General features: G+C 49.4%; 19 protein-coding genes. 13 read left to right on the forward strand and 6 right to left on the reverse strand.

The genetic code is table 11. From position 1 onward, the window contains the following. Window positions 1-6 precede the first annotated feature (6 nt). The 9 genes from J7619_RS06435 (at window position 7) to J7619_RS06475 (ending at window position 6,454) form a co-directional block, all read left to right on the forward strand. On the forward strand, window positions 7-1,194 hold the full coding sequence (locus J7619_RS06435) for a galactokinase (protein WP_291195767.1): 1,188 nt from the start codon (window positions 7-9) through the stop codon (window positions 1,192-1,194). A gap of 35 nt (window positions 1,195-1,229) precedes the next feature. Continuing rightward, on the forward strand, window positions 1,230-2,372 hold the full coding sequence (locus J7619_RS06440; RefSeq protein ID WP_291195769.1) for an aldose epimerase family protein: 1,143 nt from the start codon (window positions 1,230-1,232) through the stop codon (window positions 2,370-2,372). Window positions 2,373-2,522: 150 nt separating this feature from the next. Continuing rightward, entirely contained in the window at window positions 2,523-2,714 is a 192-nt protein-coding gene (locus tag J7619_RS06445; RefSeq protein WP_291196510.1) for a DUF4160 domain-containing protein, read from the forward strand. Continuing rightward, window positions 2,671-3,033: a DUF2442 domain-containing protein gene (locus J7619_RS06450; RefSeq protein ID WP_291195771.1), complete on the forward strand. Its 363-nt coding sequence runs from the start codon at window positions 2,671-2,673 to the stop codon at window positions 3,031-3,033. The genes J7619_RS06445 and J7619_RS06450 overlap by 44 nt, the downstream gene beginning before the upstream one ends. A 22-nt stretch (window positions 3,034-3,055) precedes the next feature. Continuing rightward, window positions 3,056-3,679: a hypothetical protein gene (locus J7619_RS06455; protein ID WP_291195773.1), complete on the forward strand. Its 624-nt coding sequence runs from the start codon at window positions 3,056-3,058 to the stop codon at window positions 3,677-3,679. A gap of 138 nt (window positions 3,680-3,817) precedes the next feature. After that, window positions 3,818-4,441: a PspC domain-containing protein gene (locus tag J7619_RS06460; protein WP_291195775.1), complete on the forward strand. Its 624-nt coding sequence runs from the start codon at window positions 3,818-3,820 to the stop codon at window positions 4,439-4,441. Window positions 4,442-4,473: 32 nt separating this feature from the next. Continuing rightward, window positions 4,474-4,659: a LiaI-LiaF-like domain-containing protein gene (locus J7619_RS06465; protein ID WP_291195777.1), complete on the forward strand. Its 186-nt coding sequence runs from the start codon at window positions 4,474-4,476 to the stop codon at window positions 4,657-4,659. Window positions 4,660-4,663: 4 nt separating this feature from the next. Beyond that, window positions 4,664-5,698 (forward strand): LiaF transmembrane domain-containing protein, encoded by a 1,035-nt coding sequence (locus J7619_RS06470; protein ID WP_291195779.1) that lies wholly within the window; start codon window positions 4,664-4,666, stop codon window positions 5,696-5,698. 60 nt (window positions 5,699-5,758) lie between these two features. Next, window positions 5,759-6,454 carry a M15 family metallopeptidase gene (locus tag J7619_RS06475; RefSeq protein ID WP_291195781.1) on the forward strand — a complete coding sequence of 232 codons (696 nt, stop codon included), beginning with the start codon at window positions 5,759-5,761 and terminating at the stop codon, window positions 6,452-6,454. Between the two features lie 5 nt (window positions 6,455-6,459). Here J7619_RS06475 and J7619_RS06480 read toward each other — a convergent pair whose 3' ends face one another. Further along, window positions 6,460-7,179: a head GIN domain-containing protein gene (locus tag J7619_RS06480; RefSeq protein ID WP_291195783.1), complete on the reverse strand. Its 720-nt coding sequence runs from the start codon at window positions 7,177-7,179 to the stop codon at window positions 6,460-6,462. A 172-nt stretch (window positions 7,180-7,351) separates the two neighbouring features. Between J7619_RS06480 and J7619_RS06485 the strand changes: the two genes are divergently transcribed. Genes J7619_RS06485 through J7619_RS06495 form a run of 3 tightly spaced genes read left to right on the forward strand, consistent with a single transcriptional unit; the run spans window position 7,352 to window position 10,844 of the window. Next, window positions 7,352-7,972: an RNA polymerase sigma-70 factor gene (locus J7619_RS06485; RefSeq protein ID WP_291196513.1), complete on the forward strand. Its 621-nt coding sequence runs from the start codon at window positions 7,352-7,354 to the stop codon at window positions 7,970-7,972. A 2-nt stretch (window positions 7,973-7,974) separates the two neighbouring features. Further along, window positions 7,975-9,006, forward strand: coding sequence for a FecR domain-containing protein (locus J7619_RS06490; RefSeq protein ID WP_291195785.1), 1,032 nt, complete (start codon window positions 7,975-7,977; stop codon window positions 9,004-9,006). A 20-nt stretch (window positions 9,007-9,026) separates the two neighbouring features. Next, complete coding sequence (locus tag J7619_RS06495; protein ID WP_291195787.1) at window positions 9,027-10,844, forward strand: hypothetical protein; 1,818 nt, start codon at window positions 9,027-9,029, stop codon at window positions 10,842-10,844. Window positions 10,845-10,846: 2 nt separating this feature from the next. On the opposite strand, the gene J7619_RS06500 is transcribed toward J7619_RS06495, so the two are convergent. From J7619_RS06500 to nadE, 3 genes are read right to left on the reverse strand one after another with little or no spacing between them, the layout of a single operon-like run. After that, window positions 10,847-11,179, reverse strand: coding sequence for a type II toxin-antitoxin system RelE/ParE family toxin (locus J7619_RS06500; RefSeq protein WP_291195789.1), 333 nt, complete (start codon window positions 11,177-11,179; stop codon window positions 10,847-10,849). Beyond that, window positions 11,176-11,391: a hypothetical protein gene (locus J7619_RS06505; protein ID WP_291195791.1), complete on the reverse strand. Its 216-nt coding sequence runs from the start codon at window positions 11,389-11,391 to the stop codon at window positions 11,176-11,178. The genes J7619_RS06500 and J7619_RS06505 overlap by 4 nt, the downstream gene beginning before the upstream one ends. 50 nt (window positions 11,392-11,441) lie before the next feature. Further along, window positions 11,442-13,502 carry an NAD(+) synthase gene (gene nadE / locus J7619_RS06510; protein ID WP_291195793.1) on the reverse strand — a complete coding sequence of 687 codons (2,061 nt, stop codon included), beginning with the start codon at window positions 13,500-13,502 and terminating at the stop codon, window positions 11,442-11,444. Window positions 13,503-13,639: 137 nt separating this feature from the next. Between nadE and J7619_RS06515 the strand changes: the two genes are divergently transcribed. Further along, the gene (locus J7619_RS06515; RefSeq protein WP_291195795.1) at window positions 13,640-14,875 is read left to right on the forward strand and encodes an ABC transporter permease; all 1,236 of its coding nucleotides are present in this window, start codon (window positions 13,640-13,642) and stop codon (window positions 14,873-14,875) included. On the opposite strand, the gene J7619_RS06520 is transcribed toward J7619_RS06515, so the two are convergent. Together J7619_RS06520 and J7619_RS06525 are read right to left on the reverse strand one after the other, a co-directional pair. Then, entirely contained in the window at window positions 14,865-15,347 is a 483-nt protein-coding gene (locus J7619_RS06520; RefSeq protein ID WP_291195798.1) for an RES family NAD+ phosphorylase, read from the reverse strand. The two genes, J7619_RS06515 and J7619_RS06520, sit on opposite strands and share 11 nt — an antisense overlap. After that, window positions 15,344-15,778, reverse strand: coding sequence for an antitoxin Xre-like helix-turn-helix domain-containing protein (locus J7619_RS06525; protein ID WP_291195801.1), 435 nt, complete (start codon window positions 15,776-15,778; stop codon window positions 15,344-15,346). The genes J7619_RS06520 and J7619_RS06525 overlap by 4 nt, the downstream gene beginning before the upstream one ends. Between the last annotated feature and the right edge of the window lie 58 nt (window positions 15,779-15,836).

The following is a 15,836-nucleotide window of genomic DNA, read 5'->3' on the forward strand; positions in this document are numbered from 1 at the left end:
ACGAAAATGCTACTGACAGAAACCGATATCGCAGAAGGTATCCAGGATAAATATTTCTTAAAATTTGGCCCCGCCACGCGCGAAGTTGTGCGCGTGTTCCGCTCCCCGGGCCGCATTAACCTCATCGGTGAGCACACCGATTATAATAATGGCTTCGTACTCCCCGCGAGTGTGGACAAGGCCGTGTATTTCGTGATCGCGCCGCGCGAAGACGACCAGGTGATCCTCTACGCCGCGGACCTCGACCAGACTTATTCTTTTTCACTGGATGATCTTTCCAAACCGGAAAAGTCGTGGCCGCATTACCAGATTGGCATTGTAGAGCAAATCCAGAAGAAGGGCTTGAAGATCGGAGGTTTCCAAGCGGCATTCGGCGGTAATGTGCCGGTAGGTGCCGGGCTATCGTCGTCGGCGGCATTGGAATGCTGCCTTTTATTTGCATTGAATGAAATCTATGGGCTTAACCTCGACCGTTTCAGCATTGTAAAAATGTCGCAGAAAGCGGAGAATGAATATGTAGGCGTACAATGCGGCATTATGGACCAGTTTGCTTCGGCATTTGGCAAAGAGGAATCGGTGATCCGCCTCGACTGCCGCTCGCTGGAATATGAGTACTTCCCTTTCCCGATGGACGATTACCTGATCGTGCTTTGTGACACAATGGTGAAACACTCCCTAGCCAGTTCGGAATACAATACCCGCCGGCAGGAATGCGAGAAAGCCACCGCCATTTTACAGCAACATGACTCCAAAGTCCTTAGCCTCCGCGACGCGACGCCAGCCTTGGTAGAGGCACATAAGGAGGAGATGGGTGACGTGGTTTATCGCCGTGCCAAGTTCATGACCGAGGAAATCCAGCGCGTGCAGGACGCCTGCGACCTGCTTGTGCAAGGTAATCTCCCCGATTTTGGCAAAAAAATGTATGCGACCCATTTCGGATTGCAAAATGAATACGAGGTAAGCTGCCCGGAACTGGACTTTCTGGTGGCGCAGACACTCGACGATGATTCGGTACTCGGCGCGCGGATGATGGGCGGCGGTTTCGGAGGTTGTACCATTAATCTGGTGAAAAAAGAAGGTGTGGACGCTTTTGAGGACAAAATGAAGCAAGCCTATCTTGAAAAATACAAAATCGACCTGCCTTGCTACCGCGTGAAAATCACCGACGGCACGGAGGAAGTTGCCCTCGGATAAATCTGACCATTTACACAAACTCTTAACCTTTGACCATGAGAAGAATCCCTTTTTTACTCACTGCGCTGGTTGGCCTGGCCATTTTCAGTTGCTCAAAAACCAAGAATGAAGAAAAAATGATCAGTACTATTTCCAAAGAGGCTTTCGGCCAGCTTCCCGACGGCCAGCAGGCCGACCTGTACACACTGACCAATGCGAACGGCATGACCGTCAACATCACCAACTATGGCGGGATCATCACCAAGCTCACCGCACCGGACAAAGATGGCCAGTGGGCGGATGTGGTGCTTGGCTTCGACTCACTCGCACCTTATCTGAGCGGCCACCCGTTCTTTGGCGCATTGGTTGGCCGCTATGGCAACCGCATTGCGAAAGGAAAATTCAAGCTGAATGGCCAGGAGTACTCGCTGGCGATCAACAACGGACCAAATGCATTGCATGGCGGGACAAAAGGCTTCGATAAAGTGATCTGGAAAGCAACCGAAATCAAGCAGGATTCGGTGGTAGGATTGCAACTGGAATATACCAGTAAGGATATGGAAGAAGGCTACCCGGGTAACCTGACGGTGAAAGTGGTTTACACGCTCGACAACGAGAATGCATTGACGATCGACTACACCGCGACCACCGACAAGCCGACCGTCGTGAACCTAACCAACCATTCGTATTTCAACCTCACCGGCCTGAAACGCGACATTCTCGACCATGAAGTAACCATCGCCTCGGATAGCATCGTGCCCGTGGACACCACGCTCATCCCGACCGGTAAACTCCGCGCCGTGGAAGGAACGCCATTCGATTTCCGCAAGGCTACCAAAGTGGGCGCCGGTATCGACAAGGTAGAAGACGAGCAGATTAAAGCCGGCGGCGGCTACGACCACTGCTGGGTGCTGAAACGCAGCGGTGATGGCCTGGAAAAATTTGCCACCGTAAAAGATCCTCAAAGCGGCCGCGTGATGGAAGTTTTCACGACCGAACCTGGCGTGCAGTTCTACACCGGTAACTTCCTCGACGGCAAACTCACCGGCAAAGGCGCAACCTTTTCAAAACGCTTCGGCCTCTGCCTCGAAACCGAGCATTACCCGGATTCCCCGAACCAGCCTCAGTTCCCGACTACGACGCTGAACCCGGTAGAGACGTATAAGACTACTACGAAGTATAAGTTTTCGGCGCAGTAAGTAGCAGACTCAACATTCCTCATTACAACCTTGGCGAAGAACAGGCCGCATCAGCGACCAGTCTTCGCCTTTGTTCTTTTCTGCCACTTTTTAGCTAATTTTGGTATGCTAACCGTGTTATATATTAATGGCTTTCGGTTTTTCTTCTGGATGAACGAGCACGAACCGATTCACATTCACGTTGAAAAGGGCAAATGTAATGCGAGGATTGTCCTGGTTCCGGAAATAGAGGTTTCCTACAACCATGGTTTCAAGAAAAATGAAATGAGAGTGATTAAGGATATAATCGTCTGCAACTATGAAAAAATCATTCAAGCCTGGCATAACTCCTTTGATAAGTAAACAGCTTCAAACTCTTCTTAGTGAGGCTGGTGACGATGATGTCATCGACATTGCAGATGATCTTGATCAGATGATTCTGGATAAAGGATTGCAAATTCGCCATTTTGGCTTCGCGAGAGATCTTGACTTGGCACTTTTCATCTTGAATGACAAGCGTGTAATCACCAGGACATTGTCGTCTCTTCCATATCTGGCAAATGCAGAAGACTATGATCTGGATCAATATATTGTCTCAGAAACCGGCATCCATTGGCCTGATCTCGACGTGGACATCAGTCTTCGCGGGCTATTGCAGGAAGAGAAGGTTTTAATCAAATAATTTAATATACAGTACTGTTTCAATGCTTACTAAAACCGTAAAAATCAGCAATGTTACCAACCTCTCCGACGCGCGTTATTGTGCAGGAATGGGCGTTGAAATGCTTGGTTTTTCTATTGACGAAGATTCTCCCAATTATATTTCTCCCAAAAAATTCGAAGATATCTGTTCCTGGCTCGCAGGCGTGACGCTCGTCGCCGAGACTTCCAAAACCGATCCGGACGCGATCGTGAGCGCGCTGAATGACTATCCCGTGCACGCGGTGCAAGTGAATGACCCGGGCTTGCTCAATTACCTGCGTACCGAACTGGGATTGCCGCTGCTCTTGCGCGTGAGCGTCGATCTCTACGAAGCAGGCGAAATCGTTCCCATTCTGAGCCGCTACGAAGGCGAAGTAACCCATTTCCTGCTGGAAAGCGATAGTGAGGCAGAACTGTCCGAGTCGTGGATGCAGGTGTTGAGTACCGTAGAAGCCGACTACCCCGTGCTGGTAGGCTTCGGGCTTGACAACGAGTTTACGGTGAGCGCACTCACCGAACTGCTCCCGAATATCGGCATTGCATTGCGCGGAAGCGAGGAAATCCGTCCCGGCTATAAGGATTTTGGCTCGATGATGGATATTCTGGAAGCGCTCGAAGAGCAATAAGACCGTTTTTCACCCAATCAAAACATATTCTCACTAAAAATATCCGCTTAACACGCCCTTTCGCCGATAATAATTTTCCGGTTTACAGTATCTTGCATTACCTACTACCTTTGATTACAAATAAATACTAAACTAATCATGGAAAAGAAATTGCATCGCATACCTGACCAGGCAGTTTTCGGAGGAGTTTGTGCGGGAATCGCTCAGTATCTGCAAATTGACGTCGTAATTGTCCGCGTGATCTTCGTCGTCATGGCGCTGCCGATATTGCCTCCCGGATTTGGAATGACCGGACTGCTTTATATTATCCTGTGGGCAGTGCTGCCAACCGGCCCTGCCGGCGAGGTCTACACTACCCACAATGTGTTCGGGTCCGAGCCTTCCAAACCATCTGATCCGGTATCCGACAAAAAAAGGTCCGACCAGACGATGATGATCCTCGGTGGCGTGCTGATCTTTTTCGGTGGGTTGATGCTGATAGACGATCTGCCGATCTGGTGGTCGTTTAAAAAATACTTCTGGCCGATCGTCCTGATTGCCGTGGGTGCTTTCCTGATCTTGCGCCAGCGCGATAAGGAGACTGAAAACAAATCGACCGTATACCCTACGACGCCTCCGCCCGTGGAGCCGGTAGACCCGGGCCCCGATCCGCAACCTTACACGCCATTTTCACCAAGCGCTTCGCCGGAAACACATTTCCCCGAAGATCCTGAATTGAAAAAGCCGGACAATGGTGACGACGACGTCATCAAAGTCAACTAACCTTCCTGAATCGTACCATAAACCATAAAGCCATGAATTTCAAAAACATTTTCTGGGGTGTTATCCTCATCGTCATCGGTTCGCTGTTCCTCGTGGAGGAGCTCACCGCATTCGACTTCGGGCGTTTCTTCTGGCCCATTATCCTGATCGTGACCGGCGGGTTGCTGCTGTTACGCAACTTCCTGAATACCGACAGTACTAACCGATCAAACATATAAGATCATGAAAAACTCACGTGGCATTGTTTGGGGCGGCTTGCTGGTCATTCTCGGGGTGATCTGGCTGCTTCGAAGCATGAATTTGCTGAATATCGATTGGGATCTGGTGTTACCTTACTGGCCGGTGCTGCTGATCATCGCTGGTGCCATTTTGATGGCAGCCGGCCGGGAGCGCGGCTCGGGTGGCATTGTGGCATTGCTCATTACCCTGGCCGTTTTGGGAGGTGTAGTGAATAAAACGCACGAGGCGTTTGACGACCACGGCAATAACTGGCATTTCGGCTGGGACGACGACGACGATGACGGCGATCATGAATACGGCTACCACCACGACGACGATAATGACGACGATGGGGACGAAAAAGACAGCGATTACCAGAGAGAGCATTGGAAAGAAGGCGACAAGCCTGTCAACAGCACCTACAATTACGAAATGGAAGATTTCATCCAAAAAGCCAACTTTAACCTGGAAGGTGGTGCAGGCTCGTTTTCATTGAATGGCAATACCGCCAAGTTGTTCGAAGCAGCCACTACGAGTACAGTGGTCGGTTTCCGGTCCAACACGTCCGTCAACAAGCTAAACAACTCTGCCTCCGTTACTTTGAAAATGGAAGAAGGTAATGTGAAGATCAAAAACGGAGAAATATCCAACCAGGCTAAAATTCAGCTGAATGAAAAGCCGGTCTGGAACATCGATCTGGGTATCGGCGCCGGAAAAGGTGATTTTGATTTCAGTAACTACAAAGTTGAAAAGCTGAAAGTAAGTACCGGTGTTGCCGATATGGACATTCGCCTCGGTGATAAAATGCCGACTGCCAATGTTGATATTGAGGCAGGCGTAGCTTCGGTAACACTTGAAATCCCCGAATCCATCGGCTGCGAAATGCGCATGGACGGCGCCTTGAATGCCAAAAACATGGACGGGTTAAGTAAAATCGGCGACGGGCTTTACCGCACCTCGAACTTCGACACCGCAGCCAAGAAAGTGATAGTACATTACGAAGGCGGGCTCACCAGCATCAATATCAAACGGTACTAGTCGACCCTCCCGAATTCAGCAAAAAGAATATCTTTGCAGCCTTTGCAAGGATATTTTTTTATGCTTAAAACTGCTTTTTGTCTGCTGGTAACAGGTTTCGTTGCCTCTCTAACTTTTGCCCAGTCCCCGAAATCCCTTCCCGCCATCGAGCAAAAAATGGTCGATAGAGGATTGGTCGATATTCAAAAGGTTGACCCCGAAATTCTGGTTGAACTCAAATATTCGACCACCGACAACTTCATCGGACGTGATGTTTACGGCGAGCTTACCCGCGCCTACCTGCAACCCGAAATGGCCAAAAGACTTGCCAAAGCGAATGCATTATTAAAAAAGGAGAAGCCAGGCTACCACTTGTTGGTGTACGATGCCGCGCGTCCCAATTCGGCCCAGTATGACCTTTGGAATGCACTGGATCATTTGAAAATCCCCGCGAGAAGCAAAACCCAATATGTCGCCGATCCCAAAATCGGTTCAAACCATAATTTCGGATGCGCTGTTGATCTTACAGTGGTCAACGAGGACGGGAAACCGCTCGATATGGGCACCAAATTCGACTTTTTCGGGCCCCTAGCCTATCCGCGTTCGGAACAGGAAATGCTGCAAAAAGGAAAGCTGACGGCCAAACAAGTTGCAAACCGCCAGCTTTTGCGTAAAGTCATGACCCAGGTGGGATTCAAGGTCAATACCACGGAATGGTGGCATTTCGACGGCATGTCGAAAGCGCAGGCCCGGGCTAAATATGGAATGATCCCCTGAAAATTCTAATCAGCACGGACACTACTCCCACCAGTTACTTCCTTTTCCACTTTCGGGTTGCCGCGGTAACGCACATTGCTCGCTCCCGAAGCCTTAACATCCAGCAGGCGTGTCACCCAAACCTTCGCATTGCTGGCTCCCGAAACATCCAGATCTGATTCCTCGGTTTCGAGATCGAACGCATTAAGCTGTGACGCGCCGGAGGCTTCTCCGTCGAGAAATTTCATTTTACCCAAAGCATTTAATCGGGAAGCCCCGTTAATATCGAATTTTAATGTGGTGCCGCTACCGTCAAAATCGCACTGGGAAGCGCCGGAAAGATCTATTTCTATGCTAGGCAGGTTTTCAAAATCATGAATCTCCGCATTAACAGCGCCCGAAAAATCCACTTCGGCCAGATCGGGCATGGTAATGTCGATATCCATTCGTTGGCGCTTCCTCCATGAATTGTTGTAGCGGGCAGTCAGCTTGCCGTCCTGTACGAATACATTGAGGTCGTCGAGGTCGTTCCGCTCACCGGTGGCGGACACTTTAAATGAAGTCCCGGCTGCGACGTGGACGCGGATTGCATCGCTTACTTCCAGCTCATCGAAATTCCGGAAATCATAAGTGCGTGTGGCCTCGCCGCGCGGCGGGATATCGTCATCTTTGTTAATGTAAACACAGGATTGAAAAACAAAAGCGATGGTGGCGGCAACCGAAAGTGTTAGAAAAGTTTGTTTCATGGCTAAAAGATGATGTTTACGCTAGGACAAGTGTCCCGCTTTTTCCCCCTATTCAAAAAAATCTTTTTTCTTCATAGGGGTGTACGGTAGCTAAGTTGTCACATTCCAAAGGACATCTATAATGACCGCTCTTCTATATCAGGAACCGCTAATCGAAAGAGATTATCTATTTTTGACCGAAAATCAAAAACAGATAACGGTGCACTCTTCCGACCCAGAAATAGTCAGCGCAATAAGGCGGGGCGATGAACAGGCCTTTGAGCAGACCTTCCGGACCTATTATCCCAGGCTGTGCAATTATGCATGTACGATGCTCAAAGATGAAGAAGAGTCGGAAGAAGTCGTACAGACGGTATTTCTGACGATCTGGGAGAAGCGGGAGGAGCTTGAAATCACGCTTTCATTAAAATCCTATTTATACCGGGCTGTGCATAACCATTGCCTCAACCGCTTCAAGCACGCCAATGTACGGGAAGCGCATAGGGATTATACCATGTATGTTTCGAGCGGGTCGTACGACTCTGTGACAGAGGTGATCCACGCCGGGGAGCTGGAAGAACGTATTGAAAAAGCCGTAAGCACCTTGCCGGAACAATGTCAGAAAGCATTCAGACTGAGCCGTTTTGAGGAATTGAAATATCAGGAAATAGCAGATCAGTTGGGAATATCCATTAAAACGGTGGAAAATCAGATAGGGAAAGCATTGAAAATTCTGCGCGCGGAACTGGCGGATTACCTGCCGGTTACGCTTTGGTTGTGTGGTAGCATTGTTGAACAGTTAATCGGATCGTAAACATGAACTCATCTCATGCCAACATATCGGAGGAACTGCTCGCACGTTACCTTGCCGATACCGCCTCGGAGGCTGAAAGAAATAATGTGGAGGCCTGGCTGGCCGAATCGGAAGCCCATGCACGGGAATTGGCAACTTACCGGCTGATCTGGGACCACACGGCTGCTATGAAAAAAAGCAGCGTCAAAGTCGATACGGATGCTGCCTGGAATAAAATGAAGGGCAAAATGGCAGCCGGCAAGGCACCGGCAGCTGTATCCGGGACAAAAGAAGCCCGGACAATCGAATTCCGACCTGAAGTACGCCAACGCAGATTACCGGTGATAGTCTGGGCGGCCGCGATGATCGCCATTCTGGTAATGGCTTTCGGCTGGTTCTTCCTGATTTCCGACAAAGCGCCTGAATCACTGCAAGTCGCAACAAACAATAATACCGTCGAGCAACGCCTCCCCGACGGCACCAAGGTTTTTCTCAATTATAATTCCAAACTAACCTACCCCGAAAACTTCACAGGCGACCTGCGGACTGTCTCTTTGCAGGGAGAAGCGTTTTTTGATGTAAAACCGGATGCCGCGCACCCGTTTGTGATCCAGGCAAACGGCACGGAGATCCGCGTTTTGGGAACGTCTTTTAATGTAAAGGCCTACAATGAAGCTCCTGTACGGGTAGATGTCGCGACCGGGAAGGTACGCGTGAGCAAAGATTCGCACCGCGTTGAACTGGTGAAAGGGCAAGGTGCGGAAGTACTGAAAGATTCGATCCGCAGCCTGCAAGCCAATATGAACCTGATGAGTTACCGCACGCAGATTTACGAATTCAACGCGGCAGACCTGCAAGATGTCGTCAGCTCGATCCGCGACGGCTACCATGTGGATGTCCGGCTGTCCAATGAAAAGATCGCGCAATGCCGGCTCACGATCCGCTTCGAAAAAGAACCGGTAGACGCCACATTGTCCGTCATTGCCGAAACCCTCGATCTTAATCTTCGGAAAGAAGGACAGGTGTACTGGCTCGACGGGAACGGTTGCCAATAGAAACATCATGTTATCCTGCTTTGAAACTACTTTACAGAATTACTTTCTGCTGTGCCTGCATTTGCCTGTTCCCCGGCCTCCTTTCAGCCCAGGAATTGCTGGAAAAGCGCATTAATTTGAAAGTAACCAACCAACCGCTCGACGAAACTTTACGAAAAATCGGGAATGCCGGCGGTTTCAGTTTCTCGTACAGCCCCGATATGATCGACGTCAAAAGCCGTGTGTCGATCCAGGCCGAGAATCGGAGTGTCCGGGAAATACTGGTGGCAATCTTTAAAGACAAGGTCACATTCAAGGAGCGTCGCCATTATATTATCCTTCAAAAAAAACCGGAAACCGAAAAACCGGAGAAGCCTGAGAACTTCGACCTCAACGGCTACATTATCGACAATAAAACCGGCAAAAAACTGGCTAATGCCAGTATTTACGAGTCGGTGACACTGGCATCCGCAGTGAGTAACCAATATGGTTATTACAAAATCCGCCTTCCTGCGGCCCGCTCTTCACTCCGGTTGGAGATCAGAAAAGAGGACTATATCGGCAAATCCATCCCCATTCCCACGCGTAAGGATACATATTTACAAATTTCTCTCAACCCCGACACCCTGAAGCCGATTTCCGGGAAGGTCGCTACGCACACGCCCGTGCAGGTGGATTCGCTACGCACCAAGGTGGCCATTCCGCAATTTGAAGTGGCCAAAACGGAGCTGCCGCGCGATACCATATTTATCGACAGCTCCACAAGCGGCAAAGCCATCACCTGGGCCGACTACAACGCACTCCGCAAGAAATACCGGCGCGTTCAGAATAAGTTTGTCAGTGCATTCGCATCGGCAAAGCAAGCCATACACACCCGCAACATCGAGGACACACTGTATGCGCCCTTCCAGGCGTCGGTTTTGCCATTTTTGGGCACCAACCACGGGCTAAGCGGGAATATTGTGAATGAATATTCGATTAACCTTATCGCAGGGTATTCGTTGGGCGTATCCAAACTCGAACTCGGTGGTTTGATCAATGTCGTGAGGGGTAATGTCACGGGTTTTCAATTCGCAGGGGTAAGCAATATTGTCGGTAATGACGTAGTCGGCTTTCAATATGCCAATGCGCTGAACATGACCCTGGGTAACTTCACGGGTTTTCAGGGAACACATTTGCTGAACTATATCGGTCGCAACTTCACCGGCTTTCAGGTAGCAGGCGTGGGTAACGTAGTGGTAGGCGAGCTGCACGGTTATCAGTTTTCGACGGGTTATAACTATGCTCACACGGTCAAGAAAGGCCACCAGATCGGGGCCGTCAACTACGCCGACTCCACGGCGACCGTTCCGTTCGGGCTTTTCAGCTGGGTGCATAGTAACGGCTACCGCCGCTACGAATTCTCCACCGACGAGTTCAATTATTTCAATACGGCATTTAAAACCGGGGTCAGCCGTTTCTATAACATTTTCAACCTCGGTTTCAGCGGTTTGGTCAAAGAAAAGCCGCTGTTTACCATCGGTTACGGCTTTGGAACGGCCCAAAAACTGGGCAGAGGTTGGAGCGCGAATGCGGACCTCACAGGAAGCCTCGTACTGCTGGAAAATAACATCGAGGATGACATTAGCCAGGGACTGGTCAAATTTGCATTGGGAATAGAGAAAAAAATCGGTTCAAGGTTCGCATTATTTGTAGGCCCGTCGGTCAACACATTCTTCGCGAAGCACTCCGGTTTGATCAACCCGGAAGGCAAAAAAGGGCTTTCACCTGTTTGGGTAGGGCAAAAGCCGGATGGTTCCAGCAAAGTCTACGGCTGGATCGGCTTCCAGGCAGGAATCCGGTTTTTGAATAAAATTTGAGATTATTTCTCAGGAATTTCCAAAAGAAGCCGGTTCAGTTCATCGACAGAAATGTCCGATTGTTCTGATTTATCATAAATCGAAATCAGAAACACTTTGTTCCGAGCCACTTTGACATGAGTAATCACTCTTGCACCTCCCCTTTTGCCTTTGCCTTTCGATTTAATGGAGAGTCGAATTTTATAAAAGCCTTTGGGAAGTGCCGTCCCGATAAATGGATTATGTTCAAGTTGTTCAATTAGATCGAGAAGTTCGTCACCCAGTGATGCAAATTTCTTCCTGAGCCTCTTCGCCTCATTTTCAAAATTCGGGAGGGTCTCGACTTCGAAACTCATAATTCCTTCAAGAACTCCCTTGCTGGACGAGTTTGTAAATTGCCTTCTTCTACGAGGGTCATCTGTCTGATCCCTTCTCTGATATTTGCGCGAACCTCTTCATCCGAATCCTCGCGGACTTCTTCACTTACCTTAACAAAGGGAAACCTCTTTAATAGATCACGCAAAAAATTGAGCTCATTATCCTCTACTTCGACCGTTAGCGTAGCCATAGCGTCAATGTTAATTTTAATAAATATAGCTAAATTCTACCTCACTTCCATCAAAACCCAATCCGCTTGCGCCCGTTCTGCACAGTTGTGCCTTGTACATACGCTCGTAGCTCTGTCAGTTCTTTTTCAAACCCTCCGGACAGGATCGGGAAACGGCACCAGGAACGTGGGTCGAGGTTACGGTCGTCGAGATGGAAAGATGGCGCGTAACGCTCACGCTTCCATTGGTTGCGGCTCCATAGCTTGAAGAAACGTTCTGTCCAGCCAAGCAGCTGCTCGACGCTGTAAATACCTTTGTAGCGAACGTAAAGATTTCTATACGATTCCAAAGGCGACTTTTTGTCCCGGATCGCAAGCCCTTCCAGGTCATTCAAAAATGCATACGGCATCAAATCCGCCTCGTCCGTCTGCGTCTGTGCGAGTGGTCGCAATTCCGCGGTAGGTTGCAGGCTATTGACTTTCTTCAAACCCTCAATCCGGATATGCTTGCCTTTCACTTCACATCCCACTGTTTCGAGCCAACGGAGCCATTGGCGCAGGTAATGCTTGTCGATTCCCGCCAGCGGGCTAATACTGCCGGAAGTGTCGCCATCCATAGTCGCATACCCGACGGCCGCTTCCGAGCGGTTGGATGTAGCGAGCAGCAGGTGGTTCGACAGGTTGGTCAGCAACCATACTCCCGGAGCACGGACCCGCGCCTGAATGTTCTGTAACGCGATATCATCGTGTTCCCATGTCAGCTTACGGCCGATCTGGCCCTCGATAAGGCCTTTATATGTTTCAACAAGCCCGTTGATATTCACATTGTAAAAAGTAGATCCGATCGATTCTGCCAGTGATCGTGCCGATTCCAACGTATCGGAAGAGCTGTTTTCGGTTCCCTGGTAAATATTGTGGATCAACACTTTGGCAAGATCTTCCTCCGTTTTGGCTGACTGAATGTCCTTAATGTAAGACAACTTTTGCTTGAAGCGGTCCATACCGATACTTTCGTCAGCCAGACGGATCATCAACCCGCATAATGCGGTACAAGCGCAGGAATCGGCCCCACCCGAAAGTGATATGGTGAAACCGTTGGAACGGCTCTTTCTCAGGTAGTCAAACAATGCAAGACATTCTGCTCTCGCGAATTCTTCTTCCTTTAACGCCCCCCCTCTTTCAAATGGCTCGATTTCCGGGATTTGTGGTAACACCGGTTCAATATCGGGGAAGTCGAAACGGGCCGGTATACGCCACGTGCGTTCCTTGGCAGGAAGGGCAATTTTGCTTTGCACCTGACTTAACCGGGTATATTCCGTATCGATCACCGCAGTCGTGATCACGAAATCCTCATAGCTGAACCGCGGGCTGGACGCAAGCAAGTCCCCATTCGAGGCGATCATTGCATCGCCGTCGTAAATAGCCCTCCCCGCCTCATTCCCAAGGAGATTGGTATAAATATAACTACATGAAAACGATCTGGATGCATCAACAACCAGCTTTTCACGCACCATAAACTTATTGAATGCAAAATGGCTTGCGCTGGGGTTCAGGATAATATCCACTCCCCGCTCGTAATGCCTGCGGGCGGGACGGTTAGCTACCCAGCCATCTTCGCAAATCTCGAATGCGATCTTCACGCCGTGCGATCCACCCAGGATCGGGCCGGAGGCAACGTCAAAAATCAAGTCGCCGATCGGGTAAAACATCTGGTTAACCTCGATACTTTCCACCACGCCCGGCTGCCACGGTCTGAACCACCGCGCTTCGTAGTGAATGCCGTTGTTGGCCAGGTTTTGTTTGCAGTAAAAACCGGCGATCTGCTTGTTGGAAATCAGGCAGGCTGCATTGTACAAACTTCCGTTGTGCCGCAACGGCAGGCCCACCGCCACGATCATGCCGGCCGTTTCCGCAACTATTTCGAGCAGGCAATGCTGGGCTTGTTCCACCATATCGGGAGCGAAAAAGTAGTCGTCACAGCCGTAACCCGAAATACACAGTTCGGGCAGGCACAGCAGGCTTACATCCTGTTTCCGCGCTTCCCTGATCGCATCGACGATATTTCGGGTATTGGCCTCCCAGGCCATGGGTGTCTGGTTTACAACTCCGGAAGCAACTTTGATTAATGGCATGGACGATGGTATGTTTTTCGATTCGGTATTTCGTTGTGCTAAATCAAGACAGGAAACTTAATAAAAAAATGCCTTTCTCGAACCGCTAAGGTTTTTTCCTATTTTTGTCAACAACTAATTTAAAGAACAGATTCCTCTTGCAATTCCCCTCATTCATCGCCAAACGCATACGCCATAACGAAGCGGGATCATTTTCTGCTACGGTTTCGCGGATCGGCGTGGCCAGTATCGCTATTGGTATTGCAGTAGGGATCATCGCATTTGCGGTGCTGCTGGGTTTCAAGCAAACTATCCAGCAGAAGATATTCCTTTTCAGTGCACATATTAACGTAAATGCCTTTTCACAGGGCAATACTTACGAAGAAGCACCGCTCCCGGCGAAAAATGCAGTGTCTGAAGTATTACCGACCATTCCGGAAATCAAACGCTGGCAGGCTGTCGCGCACAAATCGGGTATCCTGAAAACACCGGATGAAATTAAGGGGGTGATACTCAAAGGAGTAGGAAATGATTACGATTGGCAAACTTTCAAACCCAACCTCAGGGAAGGCCAGCTGATCAGCCGCACCGATTCTTCCTCGATTAAATATGGGTACTCTTCCCAAATTCTGATTAGCCGGAAAATAGCGAGTCAAATGCGCCTGAAAACCGGCGATGATGTGATCATGTATTCGCTTCAAAATCCACCCAGGCCTCGTAAGCTGGTCGTTGTCGGTATATATGAAACCGAAATGGAGGAATTTGACAATAACCTGATTATTGGGGACATCGGCCTCGTACAGCGACTGAATGGCTGGGGTGCAGACTCCGTCGGCACTTATGAAATTTATCTCAAAGACTTCCATAATCTCGACATGGTAACCCACAAGCTTCGTCGCGAGCTTCCACCGGGGCTATTCCTACAAAAGGTCACCAGCCTATTTCCGCAAATCTTCGACTGGCTCGTCCTGCTCGACCGCAACACCGCCGTTTTTCTGGTACTTATCCTTTTTGTGGCCTGCTTTAATATGATTTCGATACTGCTGGTGATCATTATGGAAAGAACACCGCTGATCGGCTTGCTCAAAACGCTCGGAAGCCCTAACCGGCAAATCCGGATGATCTTTTTCCAGGTCGGCCTCGACATGCTCCGTAAGGGCATCATTATCGGCAACGTAGCCGCCCTGCTGCTATGCTGGCTGCAATACCAGTTCAAGCTGATCCCGCTCGACCCCGTCAATTATTATATGGACACTGTTCCGATCGTATTCGACTGGGGTATTTTCGCGATGGTCAATGTGGTCGCAGTCGTTATCACAGCCGCCATCCTGCTCATTCCCACACTCATCATCACCCGGATCCAGCCGATCAAGGCATTACTGTTTAAGAAATAGGTTTTCTGGCTAAAAGCCTGGTAAGCAACCGCAAGTCGGTCGAAAAATCAGCAGGTGGCAAAAACCGGATATCGCCGATTTTATGGGCGGAAGGATTCAGTATCACATTTCTTTCCGAGGGTACTATCGCCGACGGTGCAGTAAAAGCAATGATTTCCGGGTCACTCAGTATCTGTTCACCAATCCACTGAGAATAGGAAATATCATTTATCCAGTTCTTCTTCAACTGCTGGTCATCAACGTGAAATACCAGGTTATCATCATCAGGAATGTCGATGCGGAGCAATGCAAGGCGTTCCATGGATTCCCGGAATTCCGCATGGACGTATTTTTCCAGTAATGCGAGCGAAAGATTTTGGCTGGCATAAATGCACGGGCAACCCGCCGGATTCCACCGTCCGCCAAATAACTTGGCCCCTGAACCCGACAAATCATCGATGTAGGCCTTCGCAGCCAGGCGGTACGCGATCATATGTACACGCCATGTTCCATGCGCCCGAGTTCATTGCATATCAGCTTTACGCCCCAAAATGAGCGAAGTGTGGAAAAATCCTGTGTTTCTCCCAGAACTTCCCGCGGTGTGCGAAGCCATTTCTCAAAAGTCTTCGCATCGCCGAATATTTCCAGGCCAAGATCCGCCATATTTTCAAGCTGATATAGATGCTCGGCATACAGCCCCTCGAAAGGTTTATCTTCTTTCAGGTACCGGTGCAAAGTTCTGTCGCTGACATGCAATATCTCTGACCATTCCTGTTGGGTAAAAAGCAGCTTCGTAGAAAGCACCTGAAAACGCTCAACAGGAAACATATCGACCGTTTTCCGGGCAACATACAACACTTCGGGCTCCTGGGCTATCCGCAACGGAGCTACTTCATCGTACTTTTGATATTGTATCGTTTTCATGTATCCGAAATTTGTCATATTAAGTTACGACTTTTTTCGAATTTATAAACGTCAATCC

This window comes from Dyadobacter sp., assembly GCF_017744695.1.
Classification (GTDB): Bacteria; Bacteroidota; Bacteroidia; order Cytophagales; family Spirosomataceae; genus Dyadobacter.